Raw genomic sequence first — 20,057 nt, 5'->3', positions numbered from 1 at the left:
TTTTATCTCCTTATTATTTAGTTTACTTTAGCCAGTTCAGTATTATTTTGCGTATGGTATAGTTCCCGGTAGAGCCCTTCTTCCTCCATGAGCCGTTCGTGGGTTCCGGCTTGTACAATTTCTCCTTTATCTAATACATAGATCCTATCACTAGATTGGGTGACAGACATTCGATGAGCAATCGTTATAACTGTTCTGCCTTTTGTTAACTCATTCAAGGCATTTTGCACAATATACTGGGACTTTGAATCAAGTGAAGATGTGGCTTCATCAAGAATAAGAATACTAGGGTTTTGCAAGATGACTCTGGCAATCGCAATTCGCTGTTTTTCTCCACCTGAAAGCTTATATCCCCGTTCTCCGACAATCGTGTCATAACCATCAGGTAAACCTATAATTTTCTCATGTATATATGCTTGTTTCGCCGCTTCATGGACCTCTTCAATTGAAGCATTTGGATTTCCTAACATGATATTTTCTTTAATAGAAGTATGCAGCAAGTACACTTCTTGAGAAATCAATCCTATATACCTTGATATATAATCAGAACTTATTCTCTCTAGATCATGACCATCTATATAAACCCCACCTTTATCCGGTTTATATAATCTCGTCAATAAATAGGCAATTGTTGTTTTTCCAGAACCGCTAAATCCTACTATTGAAACTTTCGAACCTGCCGGTATGCGGATCGATAAATTTTTAAGTGTCTGTTCTTCTTTTTTGTAACTAAACGTGACATCGCGCAATTCAATATTCCCTTTTATATCGTGAATGATAATTGGATCTTTTGGTTCCTCTAGTTCGGGCTTCATATCAAGATATTCAAAAAATCGTTCGAACGTAATTTTTGCACTTTGAAGCATGATACCGATACGTCCCACTTCCTGAATGGGATTAAATAGAGAAGCAATGTACCCTGATAATGCAACTGCCATACCGGCGCTAATTTCAAAAGGACCACCAGGTCTTCCAAACCAGTAGACAAACAAAGGAGCAATAATAGCTGCTAAAGCGAGCAGATTATCAAAAATAGAGCCTAATAATTTTTGTTTTAGTGTTAGCTTATTGATTTCTAGTACTACATTCTTAAATGTTTCAAAAGTTTGCCGGCGTCTTCCAAATATCTTATTTAGAATTACGCCATTAATGCTGATATTTTCTGTAAGAAAAGAATTCATGAAGGAAATGTTAGTAATAAGTTTTTTGCTATATTTATAAGCAAATCTCCCAATTAAGGGCATAGGAAGAAAAAACAAAGGGATCAAAAGCAATATAACTATCGAAAGCTTCCAGCTAATCGCTACCATTGCAATGAAAGTGACCACCAATGATAATGCTGTTTGTGAAGTATAAACAATAGGTTTAAAGACTGTATTGGCTATACTTTCAGCCTCATTCGTTAAACGTGAGGTGATTTCACCTATTTTCGTATCAGTGAAAAATCGTATAGATTGCTGATAAAGTTTACGGAAAAGTCCCTCTCTTACATTGAAAATAATCTGATTTGTGAAAATTGTGATGAGGATATCTTGAACAACATGCATTACAATTTGGCATATCCCAATTGCCAGAAGAATCATGATTAACTTTTCTAACCCAAACTTGCTTGTCCCTGAAAAGCCTTTATCAATGATTTCAGCAACAATAATCGGCGTAATTGGGCTCAGTATAGACTGGACAAGTATAGTAAAAATGATAAAGGAGAGAAGCCCCCATTTTTTTCCTGCTAGAGAAAAAACTCGTTTCCAAGTGAAAGAACCATTCATTTGTGTAGTCATCACTGTAACATCTCCCTTATCACTTCATTAACATTCAAAGAGATAAGAGCCGCTAACAATACTGTATATCCCAGGTTAAACATTACTTTTTTTGCTGAAATCTTTTCGGGTGCATGCAATCCAAAACAGCCGCAGCCGAACGGCAGAGTTTGATTAAGCTTTAAGGACATCAGCAATAAAAACATCAGTTGCAGCAATATGCCAATGAGTAATCCCACTACTCGAAATGGTTCTGCAATAATCATCATTCCTACCACTAGTTCAACCGGACCTATTAAAGCAGCCAGAAAAAGAGTAAGCGTTCCTTTGAAAAACAGATGGTAACTTTCAATAACCCTTCCAAAAGCATATGGATTTTTTAATTTTCCAGTGCTGCTTTTGATGAAAACAAAACCTGCCCCTATATACAAAACATTCATAAGTATCTCATTCAGTAACATCATGAGTCCTCCCAGATTCTTATACAGCGTGACTGTTCATTTTTGAGATGGTTTCTGATAAAAACTTATTTACTTTTCCTAACTGTAACTGGTCTGGCCCTTGACAGTGAACAGATTGTTTTGTTCCATTTTTAACGAATATCAGCGTGGGGGTATACTGTATTTCAAAGTGATCTACATACGGAAACACCGGAGAGCTTTCTGTCTCATAGTCGTAATCCTCAAGCGTATTAATAATGGCAAAAGGAACTTTAGTATCTTTTAAAGCACTATGTAGCATGTTCATATTCCTAATGACATTTCGACAAGTCATCTCATCAAAAAATAATATAAACATATGACGCTCATTCTTCAAAAGTATATCCAGCTTTTTAGTATCAGTGACTAAATGGCTTAAAATCCATTTCGTATGAAGTATTTTTTTGGTTGTAACTATCACTCCAATTACCAAAACTAATAAAGGGATACTATACAGGAAAAGGCTCATTATGTTCCTCCTTTTGATACGTATGCTTTTGCAGCCACAATTCAAGAGCTAATGCAGCAAAATAATCCATCCCTTTACTCAAAACACCGTGCCTGTATTCGACAATTTTATCCCGGAATTTACTGCCTTTTATGATACCCAGCTCTTCTAAAACTAAATGTTTCAATTGAGGAAACAACCTAGGCCATTCATTTTTTAATCCTGCAAATATTAGGGCATCATTAGACGTCTTGCCCTGCCTGTTCCGCACTTCATCAGGAAGATATCCCTTCATTGATTGCCTCAGAAGGACTTTTGTTTGAGCATCTTTAATCTTCTGGTCTAATGGAATACTGAAGATAAATTCGATAAGCTTCACATTTAAAAATGGATATCTGGTTTCAATTCCTAATGATTCGGAAAAAAATTGAGCAAAACCAAAGCCTTGAGACCTTTCAATATACTGGTACATCATTTTTAACCCAGGATCTTTTATGCGATTTTCCATTTCATGTCTTTCTTTTGCTTCATCATAATACTTATCTAGAAGGACAGTTTGATCCTCATGTTTCCCTTTAAGTGCGGAGAACCCAAATTCCTTTAGCGCGCCGGAAAAGGTATAATTATATGAGGCCGCTAATTTAGAAGTTTCTTTACAAAGCTTCAAAAATTGAAAATTTCGAATAAATTTAGAAATATAATAAGGGCTAAAACCAAAAACCTGATCCCCGGCATAGCCGTTTAAGACAACTTTAGTATTGCTTTGTAAGACCATGCGGTATGTTTCGGCCAGCATTCCATATGATAGTTGATTTTTACTGGGCTCATCAGTTGAAATAGAATAATGAGGAAAATTCTTCAGAATCCAAAGATCATCACTATTTACAAATTTATAGTTTTTCTCTTTGTATTTGTTGAGAACATAGCTGATATAAAACCTTTCATCAGAATCCTTATATTTATCAAAAACACAAGATATTGGATAAACATGCTCGACATCATATTGTTTAGCTGCTGCATAAATAGAAGTTGAGTCCAAGCCTCCGCTCATGAAGACACCTGTATTTGTCATTGATCGCATTCGGGCTTTTACTGAGTGAAAAAAAATGTCTTGAAATTGTTCAATGTAATGATGAGGGTTTTTATATATTGTTTTCTTTTTAGGATCTAGCTTCCAATAAGGCGTAATACGAAGTGTTCCATTCTTAAGAGTAAGGAAACTCCCCTTTGGCAATCTTTTAACGCCAAGATACGGTGTGTCTTCTTCCGACTGTATCCCTTTTCTATATAAGAAGTCTGCTAAATAATCTTTATTCCAATCACTTACTTGATAGGTCTTGTGAATAGCCCGAATCATGGAGGAAAAGAGAAATGAACTGGCTGTCACCTTATAAAAAAATGGCCGAATCCCTAAAGGATCCCTCGCGCAGAATAACTGTTTTTCTTCTGCATCCCAAATACAAAAGGCAAAATCGCCTTCCAGTTTTGTTACAGCATTCTCTTTCCATTTCTCGTATGCCCCTAATATTAACTCTGTATCCGATGTGCGGTGAAACTCTTTTTTTATATGTAGATCTCGATAGAGTTCCTTTCGATTATCTATGCGGCAATCTGCAGTAATATAATAATTTTTAAATTTTGACTTTATAATCTTTTTTTCATACACTGATTCCGGATTAACAAATAAACTCGTTTTACCTAGTGCCACATTTTTATCAACCCATGCATTTTGGTGATCATTTCCTATTAATGAAATGGAACGTATCATTTCATTCAAACAATCTATGTCAGCAGGGCTTTTATCCAAATGATATAAACCGCAAATACCACTCATCGTCTACCGCCTCACATTTTTCTATATTCTTTCGTATGAAATTGATGTATCAAATCATTAACGAAATCTTCTGAATCATTAATGACTTGTCCATTAAATTCAAGCCAAGCATGTGATGTAAAAGGTTTCTTTTTTACGCCGATCACCAAGTCAATTGGTATACCCTTTTTATGAAAAATATGATAACTCGCAACTGACCGATGAAGACATCTCGCCTTCCCAAAAAAAAGAAAACAAACTTTCTCAACCACTCCTAGTACCATTTCTATAAACTTTAATTCTTTTTCTGTGATGTCCCTTAAAGGATCCAAAGGGGCAGGAGGAGACAAATAAGTGTGATAAACCTGTTTGAACCCTTCTTTTTTTAAGCTCTTGTCAATCTGTCTAACTATTAAAAAAGCTTTAACGTAATAGAATATCTTCATTAATCTCATGTCCACGAAATTAATCCTTTATTTTTTAATTCTTTCAAAAAAATCTCTATATCCCTAATCACCTCGTAATGTGAAGTATTATACGTTTCACTGATGATTTTCAATATGTCATCAAATCCTTTCTTCTGCTCAATCAATTTCCATATATCTAATCCTACTTCATCAAGTCCGTAATAGGTCCCGTTTTCAATATCTAGTAAAACTCCTTCATCATCTGACTCAGTTAGTTTTACATTTCTTATAATGTTAGGTTGTTTTATATTCACGTTTAAAACCACCTTTGTTTGATTTGACATAAATATAAGCTTTTAGCGATTTACATCCAATAAAAAACAATTAACAGGATAAAAAAGCAGGATAAAACAATTTTTTTACGGGATGAATGGTTCTATCGACAAAAAATGAACTCCGCCCCCATTTATGAATATGCTATAAAATATGAGGCTTCTTCCCTTTCAAGAGGAATTGTTTTATTTTAAGAAAAAATCGTATTGTAAACACAAAACAAACATGATATCTTAAATACAAATAGTAAATTTATAACAAATTTGTTTTTCACCCTACAATCTTTTCTTCTTGATTTACATTTATTAGAAATAAAAAATTACCCTGTAGAAAAAGAGAGGGTCATTATGTTGTGGAGTATTTTAAATTATTCCATTGGAGAACTTTCAATTTTTTTCATTTTGATTTTGTTTCTCTCAGATTTAAAAAGGATTTTCATTTTCTCTTTTTTTCATTTCTTCATTATGTTAAACAGCGGTCAATCTTTACTTTACTTTTCGGAAAATTTAATATTATTGTTGATGTTTTTAGGTTTTATATGTAAACTAAGCATGCGTTTCTCGATGGTTATCACACTTTCAATTATGTTTTTTCAACTTATGGCAAAAGTGATCTCATTATTGATTGTTAGTAACTTATCTATATCCCCCACATCGCTGATTTTCACCCTGATATATTTGTCCATAAGCATACAATCAATATTCTTCATTTCATTCATTAATAAAGTATTTTCATCTGAAATAAGTAAAACACATAAAAGAATTATCCTGATGTTATTTTTGACCATTACATTATCGCTGTTTCTATCGTTGCTAAAACTCCCTAATAAATTTCATATATTTTTTCTAGCTCTCTTACCATTCCTGATTTACATACTACTAACAAGATTGATTAAATTATTACAAGCTGATTCTAATCTGCTTTTAGAAAGAAAATACTCGAAAAAAACTGAAGATATCATACTCTCATTAAGAAGTAAAAAACATGACTTTTCAAACCACTTACACGTTATAAATCACTTATTTAAATCAAAAAGGTACGAGGATTTACATATATATTTGAATGAATTATGCGCGGATCTGGATGTTTCACAGACTTTAATTCATTTAAACAATAGTTCTATCGCTGGCCTATTACAGTCAAAATACGAGGTAGCTAAAAATAGAAACTTATCCTTTCATATCGAGGTTAAACATTTAATGCCGAAAACGGGCATGCAAAACTATGAGCTAATACAAGTAGTCGGCAATTTACTGGATAATGCATTTGATGCTGAATTTGAGGCAACAAAAAATCAAGATTCAATAGTTCCTCAAGTATCAGTTAGAATCAGTCAGCTTTTAAATTCATTTTTGGTTATTTCTGTTCATAATGAACATTCTGTTATACCTAAGCACAAACACACTCTTATTTTTAAAGAAGGGTATTCTACAAAATATAAACATACCGGCCTAGGCTTAGCTGCAATCAAAAAAGTGATTGATAAAGCACAAGGACGGCTTGAAGTAAACAGTTCTGAAAAAAACGGCACTACCTTTTCAATTTTTATTCCTATAATAACTGATAAAATAATTGAAAAAGAAGGTGGACAAGTTGGTTAATGCAGTCATTGCTGAAGATAATCGCCATGTTATGGATATCCTAAAAAAATTTTTGATAAGAAAAAATGTAGAAATAGTAGGAGAAGCATCTGATGGTAAAACAGCCTTTCATTTAACCGATCAGCACCAGCCTCAGCTGTTATTTGTTGATATTGATCTCCCTCAGCTAGACGGCCTATCATTAGCTAAACTTGTAAAAGCCAGATATCAGAATATAAAAATTATTTTCACTACAGGTTATAAGGAATATGCATGGAAAGCATTTGAAATTGATGCCATTGACTATTTAGTTAAACCGTTTACAGAAGAAAGGTTAAGTATTTGTTGGGAAAAAATCAAAAAGAACATACGGTTGAATTTGCATTTTGAACCTAAAGACTTTTTATTGTTAAAGAATGATAGGGGAATTGATTTTGTCAAAACAAAAAATATAGTTTATATTACTTCCGAACAAAGATACACAAAATTTGTAACATTATCCCATGGTACAAAAAAAATAATAAAAACTCCTGAAACCTTGAAGTCAATACAAGAAAAGTTAGACCGTAAGAAATTCACTCGAACTCATAAGAGTTATCTCGTAAATTTAGATTATGTCAAAAGAATTGAACCATCCGGTCAAACCTATATGATCTACTTTGATCAAATTAACGATTATGCTTATTTAAGCAAACACTACTTAAATCATGTATATGATATTTTACAATAGAAAAAATTATCCCATGTTAATACTTCTATCGTTTTAGTTACACTTTTTCAGGTGCGGCGCTTGCTGCACCTGTTTTTTTATTAGAGCGGTATTCTCTGTTACATATTGGGCATTGTAAGGAATATAAGGCTGGTTTCTAAGGAGGAAGCGGATGTCTAAACAAGGAAATTTTCAAAAATCAATGTCGCTGTTTGATCTGATTTTGATTGGGATGGGTGCCATCTTTGGGTCAGCATGGCTGTTCGCTGTCAGTAATGTCGCTTCAAAAGCAGGACCCTCCGGCGCTTTTTCCTGGATTATCGGCGGAGCCATCATTCTGTTAATCGGGCTCGTGTACGCGGAGCTTGGGGCCGCTCTGCCCCGTACCGGAGGCATCATTCGATACCCCGTTTATTCACATGGCCATCTTGTCGGCTATTTAATTTCATTTGTCACGATTGTCGCTTACACTAGCCTGATTTCAATTGAAGTGACGGCTGTGCGTCAGTATGTGGCCTATTGGTTTCCCGGCCTAACCATAAAAGGATCTGATTCGCCGACCATTGCTGGCTGGATCTTGCAATTCGCCTTGCTCTGCTTGTTTTTCCTGCTGAATTATTGGAGCGTCAAAACCTTCGCTAAGGCGAATTTCATCATATCAATTTTTAAATATATTGTACCGATTACCATCATTATCGTGCTGATCTTTCATTTTCAGCCTGAGAATTTATCTGTTGAAGGATTTGCGCCGTTTGGTTTTACAGGCATTCAGGCTGCGATTTCGACAGGCGGCGTGATGTTTGCGTATCTCGGCCTGCACCCGATTGTGGCTGTTGCAGGTGAAGTTCAAAATCCAAAACGCAATATCCCGATCGCTTTAATCATTTGCATTATCGTTTCAACCATCATTTACACGGTTTTGCAGGTCACCTTTATTGGCGCAATCCCGACAGAAACGCTAAAACATGGCTGGCCCGCAATCGGGCGGGAGTTCTCATTGCCGTTTAAAGATATTGCGATTATGCTCGGTTTAGGCTGGCTTGCAACGCTTGTCATTTTAGACGCCATTCTGTCTCCCGGAGGAAACGGGAATATTTTTATGAATACGACGTCTCGCCTCGTTTACGCCTGGGCGCGTAACGGCACATTATTTAGCATATTTTCAAAAGTGAATAAAGAAACGGGGACACCCCGTGCTTCACTCTGGCTTTCGTTTGCCCTGTCCATTTTCTGGACACTTCCCTTCCCTTCGTGGAACGCGCTCGTCAATGTCTGTTCTGTCGCGCTCATTCTTTCTTATGCGATTGCACCGATTTCTTCAGCTGCGCTGAGGGTCAATGCGAAGGACTTAAACAGGCCGTTTTATTTAAAAGGGATGAGCATTATCGGGCCGCTTTCCTTTATCTTCACGGCGTTTATCGTGTACTGGTCAGGATGGACAACCGTTTCCTGGCTGCTCGGTTCACAGCTCGTGATGTTTTTGATCTATCTCTGTTTCAGAAAATATGCGCCTCAAGAGGATGTCAGCCTTGCCCAGCAGTTAAAATCAGCGTGGTGGCTTGTCGGGTTTTATATCATGATGCTGATCTTTTCCTTCATCGGGTCTTTCGGACACGGTTTAGGCATCATCAGCAATCCAATCGACCTCATTTTGGTCGCCATCGGCTCACTTGCGATTTACTACTGGGCAAAGTATACCGGACTCCCGAAAGCCGCCATTGATTATGATAAATAAAGAAGCAAGAGTTTTTCTTGCTTCTTTATTCTTTACAAACGCACATACCCGCGATAAAATGAATGATAGTCAGTCATTACAGGAGGTGTTCCTTATGCCAAGACAAACATCGGGCAAATATGAAAAAATTCTGCAGGCCGCCATTGAAGTCATTTCTGAAAAAGGTCTCGACAAGGCCTCTATTTCTGATATTGTCAAAAAGGCCGGCACTGCCCAAGGAACGTTCTATTTGTATTTCTCATCTAAAAACGCTCTCATCCCGGCAATCGCAGAAAATCTTCTCACCCATACGCTGGATCAAATCAAAGGAAGACTGCATGGAGACGAAGGTTTTTGGACCGTTTTAGATATATTAATTGATGAGACATTTCTCATTACAGAACGTCACAAGGATATTATCGTCCTCTGTTACTCTGGGCTTGCGATCGACCACTCCATGGAAAAATGGGAGACGATCTATCAGCCTTATTATTCCTGGCTCGAAAAAATCATCCATAAGGCGATTAAAAACCATGAGGTGACTGAAGGAATCAATGCGAAATGGACAGCCAGAACGATTATCAACTTGGTCGAGAACACAGCTGAACGATTCTATATCGGATTTGAACAAGATGAAAATATTGAAGTGTTTAAAAAAGAAATCTTTACTTTCTTAAAACGAAGCTTAGGTACAGCTTAAAAAATGACTGGGTAACACCGCTCATTTTTTAATGCCTTAAAAATGACTGACGTTCATTCACAAAATAGAGAGGTGTTTCATATGAATTGGGTGCTTGTGTTTATTGCAGGTCTTTTAGAAGTTGTTTGGGCTTCCTCCCTTAAACATGCCGATTCGCTTATAGATTGGATAATCATTTTTATCTTGATCGCAATCAGCTTTATACTGTTAATCCGCTCTTATCAAAAAATCCCGATGGCCGCGGCATACACTGTATTTGTCGGAATCGGAACCGTCGGAACTTATATCACCGGAATTGTTTTGGGCGAATCCTTCTCAGCAGCGCAAATGTTCTTTTTAGTTATATTGCTGGCCGGTATTTTAGGAATGAAGCTATTTACGAAAGAAAGCACATCACAGCCGGGAGGTGAAAAATAATGGCATGGTTTTTATTAGTGGTTGCCGGCATTGAAGAAATTATAGCTGCCGTTGCCATGAAATATATAGACGGTACAAGAAAAAAATGGCCGATCATTGTGATGACTGTTGGTTTTGGCTTATCCTTTTACTGCCTTTCACAAGCGATGCTGGCCCTGCCTGCCGGCGTCGCTTATGCCGTCTGGACCGGCATTGGCAGTATTGGCGTTTCGGCGGTCGGCGTCATCTGGTTTAAGGAGCGATTTCAGCTGCCACAGCTGATTTCCCTTTGCCTTATCCTCGCCGGGGTCATCGGCCTGCGTCTTACGGCTTAATCATAAGATAAGGGCATATACAGCTGTATATGCCCTTGCCGTTAAGCGTCTTGATGTTTTTGAAGATGAAGCGGCGGCGGGATGAGCCAGCCTTTGTTTTTTAGCAGCCTTAAGTATTTTGCGCCGGTTGCCGCTTTAGATATATGGAATTGTCCAAACATCATGGCAATATCCTCACGAATTGACTGTCCCATAATTTTGCTGCATGTCACAAGACCTGCAGCATTTTGCGCTGCCGCAGAGGCCGCCACATCCGGATCAAGAAACCGCGCACCCGGCGGAATATCTTTAAGATCTGCAGCCGGCGGTTCAGGAGAAGCTGGCGGGAGCGCCACACCGTTTTCTTTCAGGATCGCACTGACTTGTTTCATTTCATCTTGGCACTTCTCAATGGACTCACGAAGCAGCTTCTTCAGGTCTTCATCACCGACATGATGCAATAACATCTGGTAATTGCCGACCATTTTATTGCCCGCCATCACATAACTCCACAAGCTGAATACCTCACCGTAATGCATCGGTTCATCTTGCGGATTTCCGCTTAAAATACCCATGTTCATCCTCCTTACAGATTCAATATCGCACATCTCATAACGTGCCCGGCTGGAGGAAAATTTATGTTCCGATGAGAAAGATTTTTGAAACAAAACAAAAAAGACAAGAGCGGCAATGCCAAACCCTTGTCTTTCCTGTTGTTCTATTGGACGCGCTCGGAGGGATTCGAACCCCCGACAGACGTGGTACCGGAAACCACCGCTCTATCCAACTGAGCTACGAGCGCATATTGACTGCGTTATGAGAACGTCAGCACAACTAATTATACGATAATTCCATTCAAATAACAACCCTCTATTTCAAGAGCGGTTTTTTTAAAACAGACACATCATCTGATTTGGCAATCTGACATATGATGGTTTGAACCCCTGTATTTTTGGGGAAAATGGGAAAAAGAGACGACTTTGCATATCCAGCCAGCTTTTTGTTTGACCTTTATTGACCAAAAATGTATCATGTAACTACATACTTACCTAAAAGGTGAAGGAGGAGCATTATGAATTTAATACCTACAGTCATTGAACAAACGAACCGCGGGGAAAGAGCGTATGACATTTATTCTCGTCTATTAAAGGATCGTATCATCATGCTTGGATCTGCGATTGATGACAACGTTGCGAACTCCATCGTGTCACAGCTTTTATTCTTAGAAGCAGAAGACCCTGAAAAAGATATTTCTATTTACATCAACAGCCCGGGCGGCTCTATCACAGCCGGTATGGCGATCTATGATACCATGCAGTTTATTAAGCCGAAGGTATCTACAATTTGTATCGGTATGGCTGCATCAATGGGCGCGTTCCTGCTTGCTGCCGGCGAAAAAGGCAAACGCTATGCGCTTCCAAACAGTGAAGTCATGATTCACCAGCCTCTTGGCGGTGCGCAAGGTCAGGCGACAGAAATTGAAATTGCCGCGAAACGCATTCTCTTGCTTCGCGACAAATTAAACAAAGTCCTTGCTGAACGTACTGGCCAGCCGCTTGAAGTGATCGAACGGGACACAGACCGTGATAACTTCAAGTCTGCTGAAGAAGCGCTTGAATACGGCCTGATTGACAAAATCCTGACTCGCAACACAGAAGAACAAAAGTAATACTGCACAACCTGCAAGAGCGATGTCTCTTGCAGGTTTTTTCATTTGAAGGAATTCATTCTCTAACGATTCTTAAAAACTTTTTATTTTATACTGCTCCCATTCCTCATTCAGCAGTTCAAGCGTCAAATCACAAGTGTTTCTCACAACCAGATCAGCACCAAGTATTGACTGTTCATGACCGACTCCAACCGCAAACATCCCGGCAGATTTGATTGCGGAAATGCCTGCTTCAGCATCTTCTATTGCCGCACAATCAGCCGGGGAAACACCGAGCAGCGCTGCAGCTGTTAAAAAGATTTCGGGATCAGGTTTCCCGTTCGCGAGAGCTGTCGGGTCAACAATGGCATGAAAATCATCAATGATCTCCAAACGTTTTAAAATCTCTGGAGCATTGCGACTTGAAGACGCTAACCCGATTTTTATATTTTCGCCTTTTAACTCACAAAGAAGCCTGCCGATTCCCGGCAAAAGATCTTTCGGCATCAATTTGCTGATCAGCGTTTGATAATATTGATTTTTTTGATGCATAAGTTCTTGTTTCTCTGCATTTGTATACTTTGTTTCCGCACCGCCAAGGATAAGTATGCTTTCAAGTGACTCTTCTCTGCTGATTCCTTTTAGGCTTTCATTCACACCCCTGTCAAAGGGAATATCGATTTGTTCGGCAATGTGCTTCCAAGCGAGAAAATGATATTCAGCTGTATCTGTTATCACTCCGTCTAAATCAAAAATGACCGCTTTCATATGCTAATGCCCATCACAGCTTCATAAGGTTCGAGGCAAATGCTCTTCAAGTCAGCTCGCTCATGCGAATAGTTCGTAATAAGCACTTTCCAATGCTCATGAATCAATTCTGGAGGCACTTCGAACAGAGCCTTGTCTTCCGACATATTCACAACGACGAGAAGCTTTTCTCCTTGATATTCACGGAGGTACGAAAAGATTTGCCGATCATTCTCCTGCAGCAGCTGAAAATCTCCATATACCATGATCTTATATTGCTTTCGTAATTGAATGAGCTTTTGATAGTAATAGAAAATCGAATCTTTATCTTCTAAGGACTCTTCCACATTGATATCTTGATAGCGGGAATTTACCGCTATCCAAGGGTCTCCGGCTGTGAATCCCGCATGTTTTCCGGCATTCCATTGCATCGGTGTTCTCGCATGATCCCGTCCTTTTTTTGCCACAGCTTTTAAAAACTCTTTTTCTGACATCGTTTTGTTTTCGACGACTAGTTCACGATATGCATTTTTTATTTCAAGATCGTCATACATCTCAAGCGGCATATCACTGTTGACCATGCCGATTTCTTCTCCCTGGTAAATAAACGGTGTTCCTTTCATCCCGTGGAGAACCGTTGCAAATGCTTTTGCACACTGCTTTCGCAACTCACCGTCATTGCCCCAGCGGGAAATAACCCTCGGCTGATCATGGTTTTCAAAATACAGGGTATTCCAGCCGACATTCATTAACGCGGACTGCCACATTGTCATCGTCTTTTTTAAAGCAACCACATCAAACGGCTTGATCTGCCATTTCCCATTTGGCGAGTTTTGTTCTGTATCAATATCCATATGTTCAAAGGTAAAGATCATATTCAGCTCTTGCCTGCTTGCATCTGTGTACTTTTTCGCCTCTTCAATATCAGAGCCGTTTGCCTCGCCGACCGTCATGCAGTCGTAATGAGAAAGCACTTCCCTGTTCATCTCTTGGATAAATTCATGAAGGCGGGGGCCATTCGAATGATAACGTCCGACGATATAGCTGCGGCTGTTATCTGTTTCGTAGTCCGGAAAATCGGTGTACTTGGAAATGGAGCCGATCACATCCATCCGCCAGCCGTCAACGCCTTTGTCCATCCAAAATCTCATCAAATCATATACTTCCCGGCGCACCGCTTCATTTTCCCAATTTAAATCAGGCTGCTTTTTCGAAAAGTAGTGCAAATAATACTGCCCCGTTCCTTCATCGAATGTCCACGCCGGGCCCGAGAAGATTGACCCCCAATTATTCGGCTCTGAGCCGTCCGGTTTAGGGTCTTTCCAAAAATAATAATCCCGGTAAGGATTGTCCTTTGACTTGCGGCTTTCAGCAAACCAGGCATGCTCATCTGACGTGTGGTTCACGACCAAATCCATGATGATTTTCATTCCGCGTTGATGCACTTCGTCAATTAACTGAAACATATCTTCATTTGTCCCAAATTTTTCGTACATGTTTCTATAGTCGCTGATGTCATAGCCGTTATCATCCTGCGGGGAATCAAACACCGGGGAGAGCCAGATCACATCCGCCCCGAGATTTTTGATGTAATCCAGCTTTTGAATCACGCCTTGCAAATCCCCGAATCCATCTCCATTGGAATCATAAAAACTGCGCGGGTAAATTTGATAAACGACTGCTTCTTTCCACCATTCACTCATCAGGCGTTCTCCTTTCACATCGTCCGTTTAGGACAACCGGTTCATCATAAACTTTCATGTGCAGCGGCTCGCCTTTTACAAGCTCAAAGATGGCGCCCATTTCGTCAACCGTAACATTGATTAATCTGTTTCGATAATTAATTTTGAATGAATATCCGTCCCATTCTTTCGGCAAAAACGGAGCAAATGACAGCGTCTCATTCGTGATGCGCATGCCTGCAAAGCCTTGAACGATTGCGAGCCAGCTTCCCGTCATTGATGTAATGTGCAAGCCTTCTTCCGTGTCATGATTGTAATTGTCAAGATCAAGCCTTGCTGTACGCTTATATAATTCAAGCGCTTTCTTTTCCATCTTGAGCTCGGCTGCGAGAACCGCATGGACAGAGGGCGACAGGCTTGATTCATGAACAGTCATCGGTTCATAAAATTCAAAGTTTCGCCGTTTTTCTTCCATTGTAAAACGGTCATGAAAAAGATAAATGCCTTGCAGAACATCTGCCTGCTTAATAAAATTGGAGCGGAGAATCTTGTCCCATGACCAATTCTGATAAAGAGGCCGCTCAGCTGGATCTAATTCATCCGCTGATTGCAGATCTTTGTCCAAGAATGTGTCATGCTGAATGAAAATTTCCAGGTCTTCACTATACGGATAGTACATGTGCTGGATGATATTTCTCCAGGCCTTCAATTCTTCTTCCTGTACATCAAGCAGGCGGCGTTTTTCCGCTGAAATACTTTCGAGATTTTCTAATGTATACTCCAACGTCCAAGCCGCAATGACATTTGTATACCAATTGTTGTTGACATTGTTTTCGTATTCATTCGGCCCTGTGACGCCATGGATCATATATTTGTTTTTTCGTTTCGAGAAGTGAACGCGGTCAGCCCAAAACCTGCTGACTTCCACGAGAACGTCTATCCCGTATTCTTTCATATAGTCACGGTCGCCTGTATATTGGACATAATTGCAGATCGCATAGCAAATCGCGCCATTGCGGTGGATTTCTTCAAAGGTGATCTCCCATTCGTTGTGGCATTCATCACCTGTGAACGTCACCATCGGGTAAAGTGCCCCCTTCATCCCCAGTTTAGCGGCATTCCGTTTAGCTGCATCCAAATGATGATAGCGATACAAAAGCAGGTTTTTCGTCACCTCCGGCTCGGCTGTCGCCAAATACATCGGCACAGCATATGCCTCAGTATCCCAATAGGCGGCACCTCCGTATTTTTCGCCAGTAAATCCTTTCGGCCCGATATTCAAACGGGCATCGCCCCCATAATATGTCGAGAATAACTGAAAGATATTGTAGCGGATCCCCTGCTGAAGTTCCTCATCCCCTTTAATCTCTATGTCCGCTTTTGCCCATCTTTCCTTCCATTGCTCAGTGTGACTCCGTTTAGCTTCTTCATATCCGTTCTCAAGAACACCCGCCAAAAGCTCCTTGGCTTTCGATAAAAGCTCTGCCTCCCGAACATCACGGGAAGTCGTGACAATAATAAACTTTTTCAAAGAAGCCTTCGTTTGGTAACTGTAGCGATTCTCGACATACATTCCAGCTGTTTGAGAGCTTTCACTGACAAAGCCCTCTGTCACGTTTGCCATTGCAGCTGAAACAGTAAAGCGCGGTGTTCCAAATGGATTTTCGATCGTTTTGGCGACTAAATGGCCGCGGTGAGGATCAGCACCTTTCGCTTCTTCCTGCCAAAACTGTTCTTGGTAGTTAGAATCTTCATTTGCGACATTTGCGTCCAGGTAAGGAACAAGCGTAATAACAGCATCTTCTGTCAGGCACTCCGCTTCATAGTGAATCGCACAAAGCTCTTTTACGGCAAGGCTAAGAAATCGCTCCGACCTGATTCTGACGGTTTTATCCTGAATGCGGACAACAGCGCTTCGCCGCAGAATCCCCTCTTTCATGTTGAGTTCTAACTCAAATGATTCGATTTGGTTTTGATAGAGATCGACTTTTTCACCGTCAACATATACACCTATGCCAATAAAGTTCATCGCATTGATCACTTTTCCGAAATATTCCGGATACCCGTTTTTCCACCAGCCTACCCGCGTTTTGTCAGGAAACCACACGCCTGCAATATATGTGCCTTGGTGGCTGTCGCCTGAATAGCCCTCTTCAAAATTCCCTCTGACTCCCATATAGCCGTTAGCAAGAGAAGTCAGGCTTTCCTGCAGCCGTGTATGTTCCTTTTGAAATGTATTTGTTTTGATTTTCCATTCATCAATCTCAAATAACCGCTGATTTATCATAATTTCCTCCCGAATGTAAGTTTCCATTATAACGGCGGGTTTTGGCCAAATATCTAAATGCAAAAGAGATCATCAAAGTGACGCCACACGAATGGATCATCAATACAGTGATCAAGTCAAAATGAACCATACCGATAGCAGCTGCCGCGCATGCCGGCAGTGCCGAGGCGCAAATCGCCGTAGATGCTGCTTCCTTGAATGACGCAATAGAGATCATGTTTGATCGTTTTGTGATCCAGATGCCACCCGCAATAACAGCCGTTAAAAAAAGCTGGATCATAAAGATTACCGCATATGCCAGCATCATGATCATCGGCTTATACTGTGCCAACCACAATTTGTCGATCAAAACCTCTACATCATGGACGTTCGGTTCCTTAAGCTCAGCCTCCAATTTCCCATAGCCAACAGAAAACCCCGTTCCGTTTTGATCGGTGATCACCAGTTGATCAGATTGAAATACGATAGCGTTATCATATCCAGTTACTTTCAACCGCCCATTTTCACCGCTTGTCTTAAACTCATGCTTCATATCAACAGCCAGCAAATTCTGTCCATCTTCCATTCGATCAGAGCTCTTCCCGCCCGTCAGTTTTCCGTTTCTGATTTGAAAGCCTTGTAATTGATCAGCAAATCGATCATTGACCTTTTGAATAGCTGACGGCATGAAAGATGTAACACTGAAGCGATCCATTTTCATAAACGAAACCGCCAACGGCGCCATCAAGGAGGCCGTCAAAAACATAAAGAGAAAGGAGAGCTGCAGCCAGCTGAATGTATTCCCGTAACGGCAAACACCAGATGGGGATGCAGCCGCTTTCAGGCAGCGGATAATAAAGCTTTCATTTTTCAGATTCTTCATCGAATTACCCCTTTGTTCCGCCGGCTGTCAGCCCGGACACAAAGTTCTTTTGGAGAATAAAGAACAAGACGCATATCGGCAGTGCGGCCAATATAGCTCCGGCCGCAAACAGGGCGACTTTTTGCTGCTGCGGATTTGAAATGAAGGACTGCAATCCTACAACGATGGTCAGCCTTTCCGGTGAGCGGAGCAAAAACTTCGCCAGCAAATAGTCGCCGAACGGTGCCATAAACGCCCAAAGCGCTTGTACCGCAAGCATCGGCTTAACAAGCGGCAGAACAATGGAAGCGAAAATCCTCAGATGTCCCGCCCCGTCAATTCGCGCAGCTTCATCAATTTCTCTCGGCACAGTATCAAAATAACCTTTCATCAGCCACGTGTTCATCGGAATTCCGCCGCCGATATAGATCGCTGTCAAAAACCAGTATTGATCAAGTGCGCCTATCAGCATTGCCAGAACGTAAAAAGCAGTCAGCGCTGCCATCGTCGGCACCATTTGAATGATTAAAAAGAATACCAGGCTCTTTTTTCGGCCTGCAAACCGATAGCGGCTGTACGTATACCCGGCAAGCGTCACAATCGTAACCTGCAATACCATGACCGATAGCGCAATGACAAGTGTATTGCCGTACCAATGAAGATAAAGTGTCTCGTCAAATAGCCGCTTAAAATGATCCAAAGTCCAAGAACCCGAAAAATCGAGCTGAAAAGCCGCCGCATTTCCCACACGGAAAGCGGATGATGCCGTAATCAGCAACGGATATATAATGACAATACTTAGCAGCGTCAAAAATAAATAGGTACAGATTCTATTAAGCATTCTGGCAGTTCTCACATTCACCTACATAACCTCCTCATTGCCAAAAGCATTCGATTTTTTAAAAGCAATCAGGGAAATTCCAATGACAATGAAAGAAATTAACAGTGTAACAGCTGCGGCAACGGAATATTGCGGTGATGTGCCTGTTGTCAGTTTATAAATCCACGAAATTAAGATATCTGTCGACCCGGCCCCAGCTCCTGCGCTGCCTGGTCCTCCCTCATTAAATAAATAGATGATCGTGAAATTATTGAAATTAAACGTATACTGAGTAATCATTACGGGTGCTGTCGCAAATAAAATCATTGGAAATGTAATATGCCGAAAACGCTGAATAAAAGTAGCCCCGTCAATCTTTGCCGCTTCATACAGTTCACCTGGAATGGCCTGAAGCACTCCCGTTACCATGACATAAATATATGGAAATCCGAGCCAAGTCTGAATCATAATGAGGGCTGTCTTTGTCCAGAAAGGATCGGTCTTCCACGCGATCGCCGGCAGCTCTACGAACGGCAGGTGATTTAATAATGGAATCACCTGTGCATTCATCGCCCCTATGCTGTCGTTAAACATGTTGGAAAAACTCATGATTGTAATAAAAGCCGGAACAGCCCATGGAAATAAGAAAATCATTCGAAATATCCGCTTGCCCTTTATAAAATCCTGATTGACGAAAAGTGCCGTCACGATACCCAAAATGATTTGCAGCGTTGTTGCACAGATTGTCCAAATAATCGTCCAGCCCAGTACATTCATAAATGTTTCACGGTAGGAGCCAAGGAAAAAAATATTCAAGAAATTTTTAAAACCGACCCAGTCAATCAGACTATTAGGCGGAATATGATAAAAATCATAGTTTGTTAATGCAACAAACAGAGTCACCAAAACCGGAAAAATAATTACAAACACCATCATGATATATGCCGGCAGTGTAAATAAATATGGAAACCCTTTATCACCCGCATGACAGATCATATCCTTGGCCGTTGTATTGACCTCCAAACCCGCCGCTTTCATAGCGGCGGTCTTACGCGAATCATGAATATTAAAGATATAGAACATGAGGAAAATCAGCGTCACGATCAATTGCAGCGTGCCTTCAATCAGCATAAACAGTGAGTGATCTTCACCGGGAACACTTCCCAATGTCATCAATCCGGTTAGCGCTTGAATGCCGAAAACGCTTAATTCAAGAGCAAACAAACCTGTGATGACAAGAAACAAGATCCCCTTTGAAAACTGCTGATTCACAATCTGCCCAAGTCCTGGAATGATCGATAAAAGCCCTGCCTTTCGTTTTTGCTTTGCAAATGTGTGGTGTGTATTCATTTTTTCGCCCTCTATTCTTCCGGACGCCC

The 20,057-nt window shown here is 40.3% G+C and carries 20 protein-coding genes and 1 tRNA gene; 7 read left to right on the top strand and 14 right to left on the bottom strand.

The genetic code is table 11. The features are described 5' to 3' along the window. Positions 1–17 precede the first annotated feature (17 nt). The 6 genes from KHQ79_RS06875 to KHQ79_RS06850 are packed head-to-tail and all read right to left on the bottom strand — an operon-like array spanning position 18 to position 5,221. On the bottom strand, positions 18–1,781 hold the full coding sequence (locus KHQ79_RS06875; RefSeq protein ID WP_225514551.1) for an ABC transporter ATP-binding protein: 1,764 nt from the start codon (positions 1,779–1,781) through the stop codon (positions 18–20). Beyond that, positions 1,781–2,221 (bottom strand): MauE/DoxX family redox-associated membrane protein, encoded by a 441-nt coding sequence (locus tag KHQ79_RS06870; RefSeq protein WP_225514549.1) that lies wholly within the window; start codon positions 2,219–2,221, stop codon positions 1,781–1,783. Before KHQ79_RS06870 ends, KHQ79_RS06875 begins: the two co-directional genes overlap by 1 nt. A 19-nt stretch (positions 2,222–2,240) precedes the next feature. Beyond that, on the bottom strand, positions 2,241–2,708 hold the full coding sequence (locus KHQ79_RS06865; RefSeq protein WP_225514547.1) for a hypothetical protein: 468 nt from the start codon (positions 2,706–2,708) through the stop codon (positions 2,241–2,243). Continuing rightward, positions 2,689–4,521: an asparagine synthetase B family protein gene (locus KHQ79_RS06860; protein ID WP_225514545.1), complete on the bottom strand. Its 1,833-nt coding sequence runs from the start codon at positions 4,519–4,521 to the stop codon at positions 2,689–2,691. The genes KHQ79_RS06865 and KHQ79_RS06860 overlap by 20 nt, the downstream gene beginning before the upstream one ends. A gap of 11 nt (positions 4,522–4,532) precedes the next feature. Further along, positions 4,533–4,955, bottom strand: coding sequence for a lasso peptide biosynthesis B2 protein (locus KHQ79_RS06855; RefSeq protein ID WP_044445624.1), 423 nt, complete (start codon positions 4,953–4,955; stop codon positions 4,533–4,535). Then, positions 4,952–5,221 carry a PqqD family protein gene (locus KHQ79_RS06850; protein ID WP_225514543.1) on the bottom strand — a complete coding sequence of 90 codons (270 nt, stop codon included), beginning with the start codon at positions 5,219–5,221 and terminating at the stop codon, positions 4,952–4,954. Before KHQ79_RS06850 ends, KHQ79_RS06855 begins: the two co-directional genes overlap by 4 nt. 366 nt (positions 5,222–5,587) lie before the next feature. Here KHQ79_RS06850 and KHQ79_RS06845 point away from each other — a divergent pair, with 366 nt between their 5' ends. The 6 genes from KHQ79_RS06845 (at position 5,588) to KHQ79_RS06820 (ending at position 10,674) form a co-directional block, all read left to right on the top strand. Continuing rightward, on the top strand, positions 5,588–6,841 hold the full coding sequence (locus KHQ79_RS06845) for a sensor histidine kinase (RefSeq protein WP_309247422.1): 1,254 nt from the start codon (positions 5,588–5,590) through the stop codon (positions 6,839–6,841). Then, positions 6,834–7,550, top strand: coding sequence for a LytR/AlgR family response regulator transcription factor (locus KHQ79_RS06840; protein ID WP_225514540.1), 717 nt, complete (start codon positions 6,834–6,836; stop codon positions 7,548–7,550). Before KHQ79_RS06845 ends, KHQ79_RS06840 begins: the two co-directional genes overlap by 8 nt. A 151-nt stretch (positions 7,551–7,701) precedes the next feature. After that, positions 7,702–9,264 (top strand): aspartate/proton symporter AspP, encoded by a 1,563-nt coding sequence (gene aspP, locus KHQ79_RS06835; RefSeq protein WP_133485906.1) that lies wholly within the window; start codon positions 7,702–7,704, stop codon positions 9,262–9,264. A 94-nt stretch (positions 9,265–9,358) separates the two neighbouring features. Next, positions 9,359–9,943: a TetR/AcrR family transcriptional regulator gene (locus KHQ79_RS06830; RefSeq protein WP_225514538.1), complete on the top strand. Its 585-nt coding sequence runs from the start codon at positions 9,359–9,361 to the stop codon at positions 9,941–9,943. Positions 9,944–10,024: 81 nt separating this feature from the next. Then, the gene (locus KHQ79_RS06825) at positions 10,025–10,360 is read left to right on the top strand and encodes a DMT family transporter (RefSeq protein ID WP_133485902.1); all 336 of its coding nucleotides are present in this window, start codon (positions 10,025–10,027) and stop codon (positions 10,358–10,360) included. Beyond that, positions 10,360–10,674 (top strand): DMT family transporter, encoded by a 315-nt coding sequence (locus tag KHQ79_RS06820; protein ID WP_019259545.1) that lies wholly within the window; start codon positions 10,360–10,362, stop codon positions 10,672–10,674. Before KHQ79_RS06825 ends, KHQ79_RS06820 begins: the two co-directional genes overlap by 1 nt. Positions 10,675–10,715: 41 nt before the next feature. Here the strand turns inward: KHQ79_RS06820 and KHQ79_RS06815 are convergent, their stop codons facing one another. Further along, positions 10,716–11,228: a DUF3231 family protein gene (locus tag KHQ79_RS06815; RefSeq protein WP_019259546.1), complete on the bottom strand. Its 513-nt coding sequence runs from the start codon at positions 11,226–11,228 to the stop codon at positions 10,716–10,718. A gap of 151 nt (positions 11,229–11,379) precedes the next feature. Then, positions 11,380–11,455 (bottom strand) — tRNA-Arg (locus tag KHQ79_RS06810). Between the two features lie 270 nt (positions 11,456–11,725). Here KHQ79_RS06810 and clpP point away from each other — a divergent pair. Beyond that, on the top strand, positions 11,726–12,322 hold the full coding sequence (clpP, locus tag KHQ79_RS06805) for an ATP-dependent Clp endopeptidase proteolytic subunit ClpP (protein WP_003219849.1): 597 nt from the start codon (positions 11,726–11,728) through the stop codon (positions 12,320–12,322). A gap of 72 nt (positions 12,323–12,394) precedes the next feature. Here clpP and pgmB read toward each other — a convergent pair whose 3' ends face one another. The 6 genes from pgmB to mdxF are packed head-to-tail and all read right to left on the bottom strand — an operon-like array spanning position 12,395 to position 20,028. Beyond that, complete coding sequence (pgmB, locus tag KHQ79_RS06800; RefSeq protein ID WP_225514536.1) at positions 12,395–13,069, bottom strand: beta-phosphoglucomutase; 675 nt, start codon at positions 13,067–13,069, stop codon at positions 12,395–12,397. Then, positions 13,066–14,751: a glycoside hydrolase family 13 protein gene (locus KHQ79_RS06795; protein WP_225514534.1), complete on the bottom strand. Its 1,686-nt coding sequence runs from the start codon at positions 14,749–14,751 to the stop codon at positions 13,066–13,068. The genes pgmB and KHQ79_RS06795 overlap by 4 nt, the downstream gene beginning before the upstream one ends. Next, positions 14,744–17,017, bottom strand: coding sequence for a glycoside hydrolase family 65 protein (locus KHQ79_RS06790; RefSeq protein ID WP_225514532.1), 2,274 nt, complete (start codon positions 17,015–17,017; stop codon positions 14,744–14,746). The genes KHQ79_RS06795 and KHQ79_RS06790 overlap by 8 nt, the downstream gene beginning before the upstream one ends. Next, entirely contained in the window at positions 16,995–17,879 is an 885-nt protein-coding gene (locus KHQ79_RS06785) for a DUF1189 domain-containing protein (RefSeq protein WP_225514530.1), read from the bottom strand. Before KHQ79_RS06785 ends, KHQ79_RS06790 begins: the two co-directional genes overlap by 23 nt. 4 nt (positions 17,880–17,883) lie before the next feature. Further along, the gene (mdxG, locus tag KHQ79_RS06780) at positions 17,884–18,720 is read right to left on the bottom strand and encodes a maltodextrin ABC transporter permease MdxG (protein ID WP_225514529.1); all 837 of its coding nucleotides are present in this window, start codon (positions 18,718–18,720) and stop codon (positions 17,884–17,886) included. Further along, a complete protein-coding gene (gene mdxF, locus KHQ79_RS06775; protein ID WP_225514527.1) occupies positions 18,721–20,028 on the bottom strand; it encodes a maltodextrin ABC transporter permease MdxF in 1,308 nt (435 codons plus the stop codon). Between the last annotated feature and the right edge of the window lie 29 nt (positions 20,029–20,057).

Origin of the sequence: Bacillus sp. TSO22 (assembly GCF_020223595.1) — a bacterium.
Classification (GTDB): Bacteria; Bacillota; Bacilli; order Bacillales; family Bacillaceae; genus Bacillus; species Bacillus inaquosorum.
Note: the sequence above shows the minus strand (reverse complement) of the source record. Positions and strands in the feature narration are given on the sequence as shown.

Bases quoted from the DNA above. Each gene is read 5' to 3' on its own strand.
- KHQ79_RS06875 (WP_225514551.1), bottom strand. From the start codon at position 1,781: ATGACTACACAAATGAATGGTTCTTTCACTTGGAAACGAGTTTTTTCT.
- KHQ79_RS06870 (WP_225514549.1), bottom strand. From the start codon at position 2,221: ATGTTACTGAATGAGATACTTATGAATGTTTTGTATATAGGGGCAGGT.
- KHQ79_RS06865 (WP_225514547.1), bottom strand. From the start codon at position 2,708: ATGAGCCTTTTCCTGTATAGTATCCCTTTATTAGTTTTGGTAATTGGA.
- KHQ79_RS06860 (WP_225514545.1), bottom strand. From the start codon at position 4,521: ATGAGTGGTATTTGCGGTTTATATCATTTGGATAAAAGCCCTGCTGAC.
- KHQ79_RS06855 (WP_044445624.1), bottom strand. From the start codon at position 4,955: ATGAGATTAATGAAGATATTCTATTACGTTAAAGCTTTTTTAATAGTT.
- KHQ79_RS06845 (WP_309247422.1), top strand. From the start codon at position 5,588: ATGTTGTGGAGTATTTTAAATTATTCCATTGGAGAACTTTCAATTTTT.
- aspP (WP_133485906.1), top strand. From the start codon at position 7,702: ATGTCTAAACAAGGAAATTTTCAAAAATCAATGTCGCTGTTTGATCTG.
- KHQ79_RS06830 (WP_225514538.1), top strand. From the start codon at position 9,359: ATGCCAAGACAAACATCGGGCAAATATGAAAAAATTCTGCAGGCCGCC.
- KHQ79_RS06825 (WP_133485902.1), top strand. From the start codon at position 10,025: ATGAATTGGGTGCTTGTGTTTATTGCAGGTCTTTTAGAAGTTGTTTGG.
- KHQ79_RS06820 (WP_019259545.1), top strand. From the start codon at position 10,360: ATGGCATGGTTTTTATTAGTGGTTGCCGGCATTGAAGAAATTATAGCT.
- KHQ79_RS06815 (WP_019259546.1), bottom strand. From the start codon at position 11,228: ATGGGTATTTTAAGCGGAAATCCGCAAGATGAACCGATGCATTACGGT.
- clpP (WP_003219849.1), top strand. From the start codon at position 11,726: ATGAATTTAATACCTACAGTCATTGAACAAACGAACCGCGGGGAAAGA.
- pgmB (WP_225514536.1), bottom strand. From the start codon at position 13,069: ATGAAAGCGGTCATTTTTGATTTAGACGGAGTGATAACAGATACAGCT.
- KHQ79_RS06795 (WP_225514534.1), bottom strand. From the start codon at position 14,751: ATGAGTGAATGGTGGAAAGAAGCAGTCGTTTATCAAATTTACCCGCGC.
- KHQ79_RS06790 (WP_225514532.1), bottom strand. From the start codon at position 17,017: ATGATAAATCAGCGGTTATTTGAGATTGATGAATGGAAAATCAAAACA.
- KHQ79_RS06785 (WP_225514530.1), bottom strand. From the start codon at position 17,879: ATGAAGAATCTGAAAAATGAAAGCTTTATTATCCGCTGCCTGAAAGCG.
- mdxF (WP_225514527.1), bottom strand. From the start codon at position 20,028: ATGAATACACACCACACATTTGCAAAGCAAAAACGAAAGGCAGGGCTT.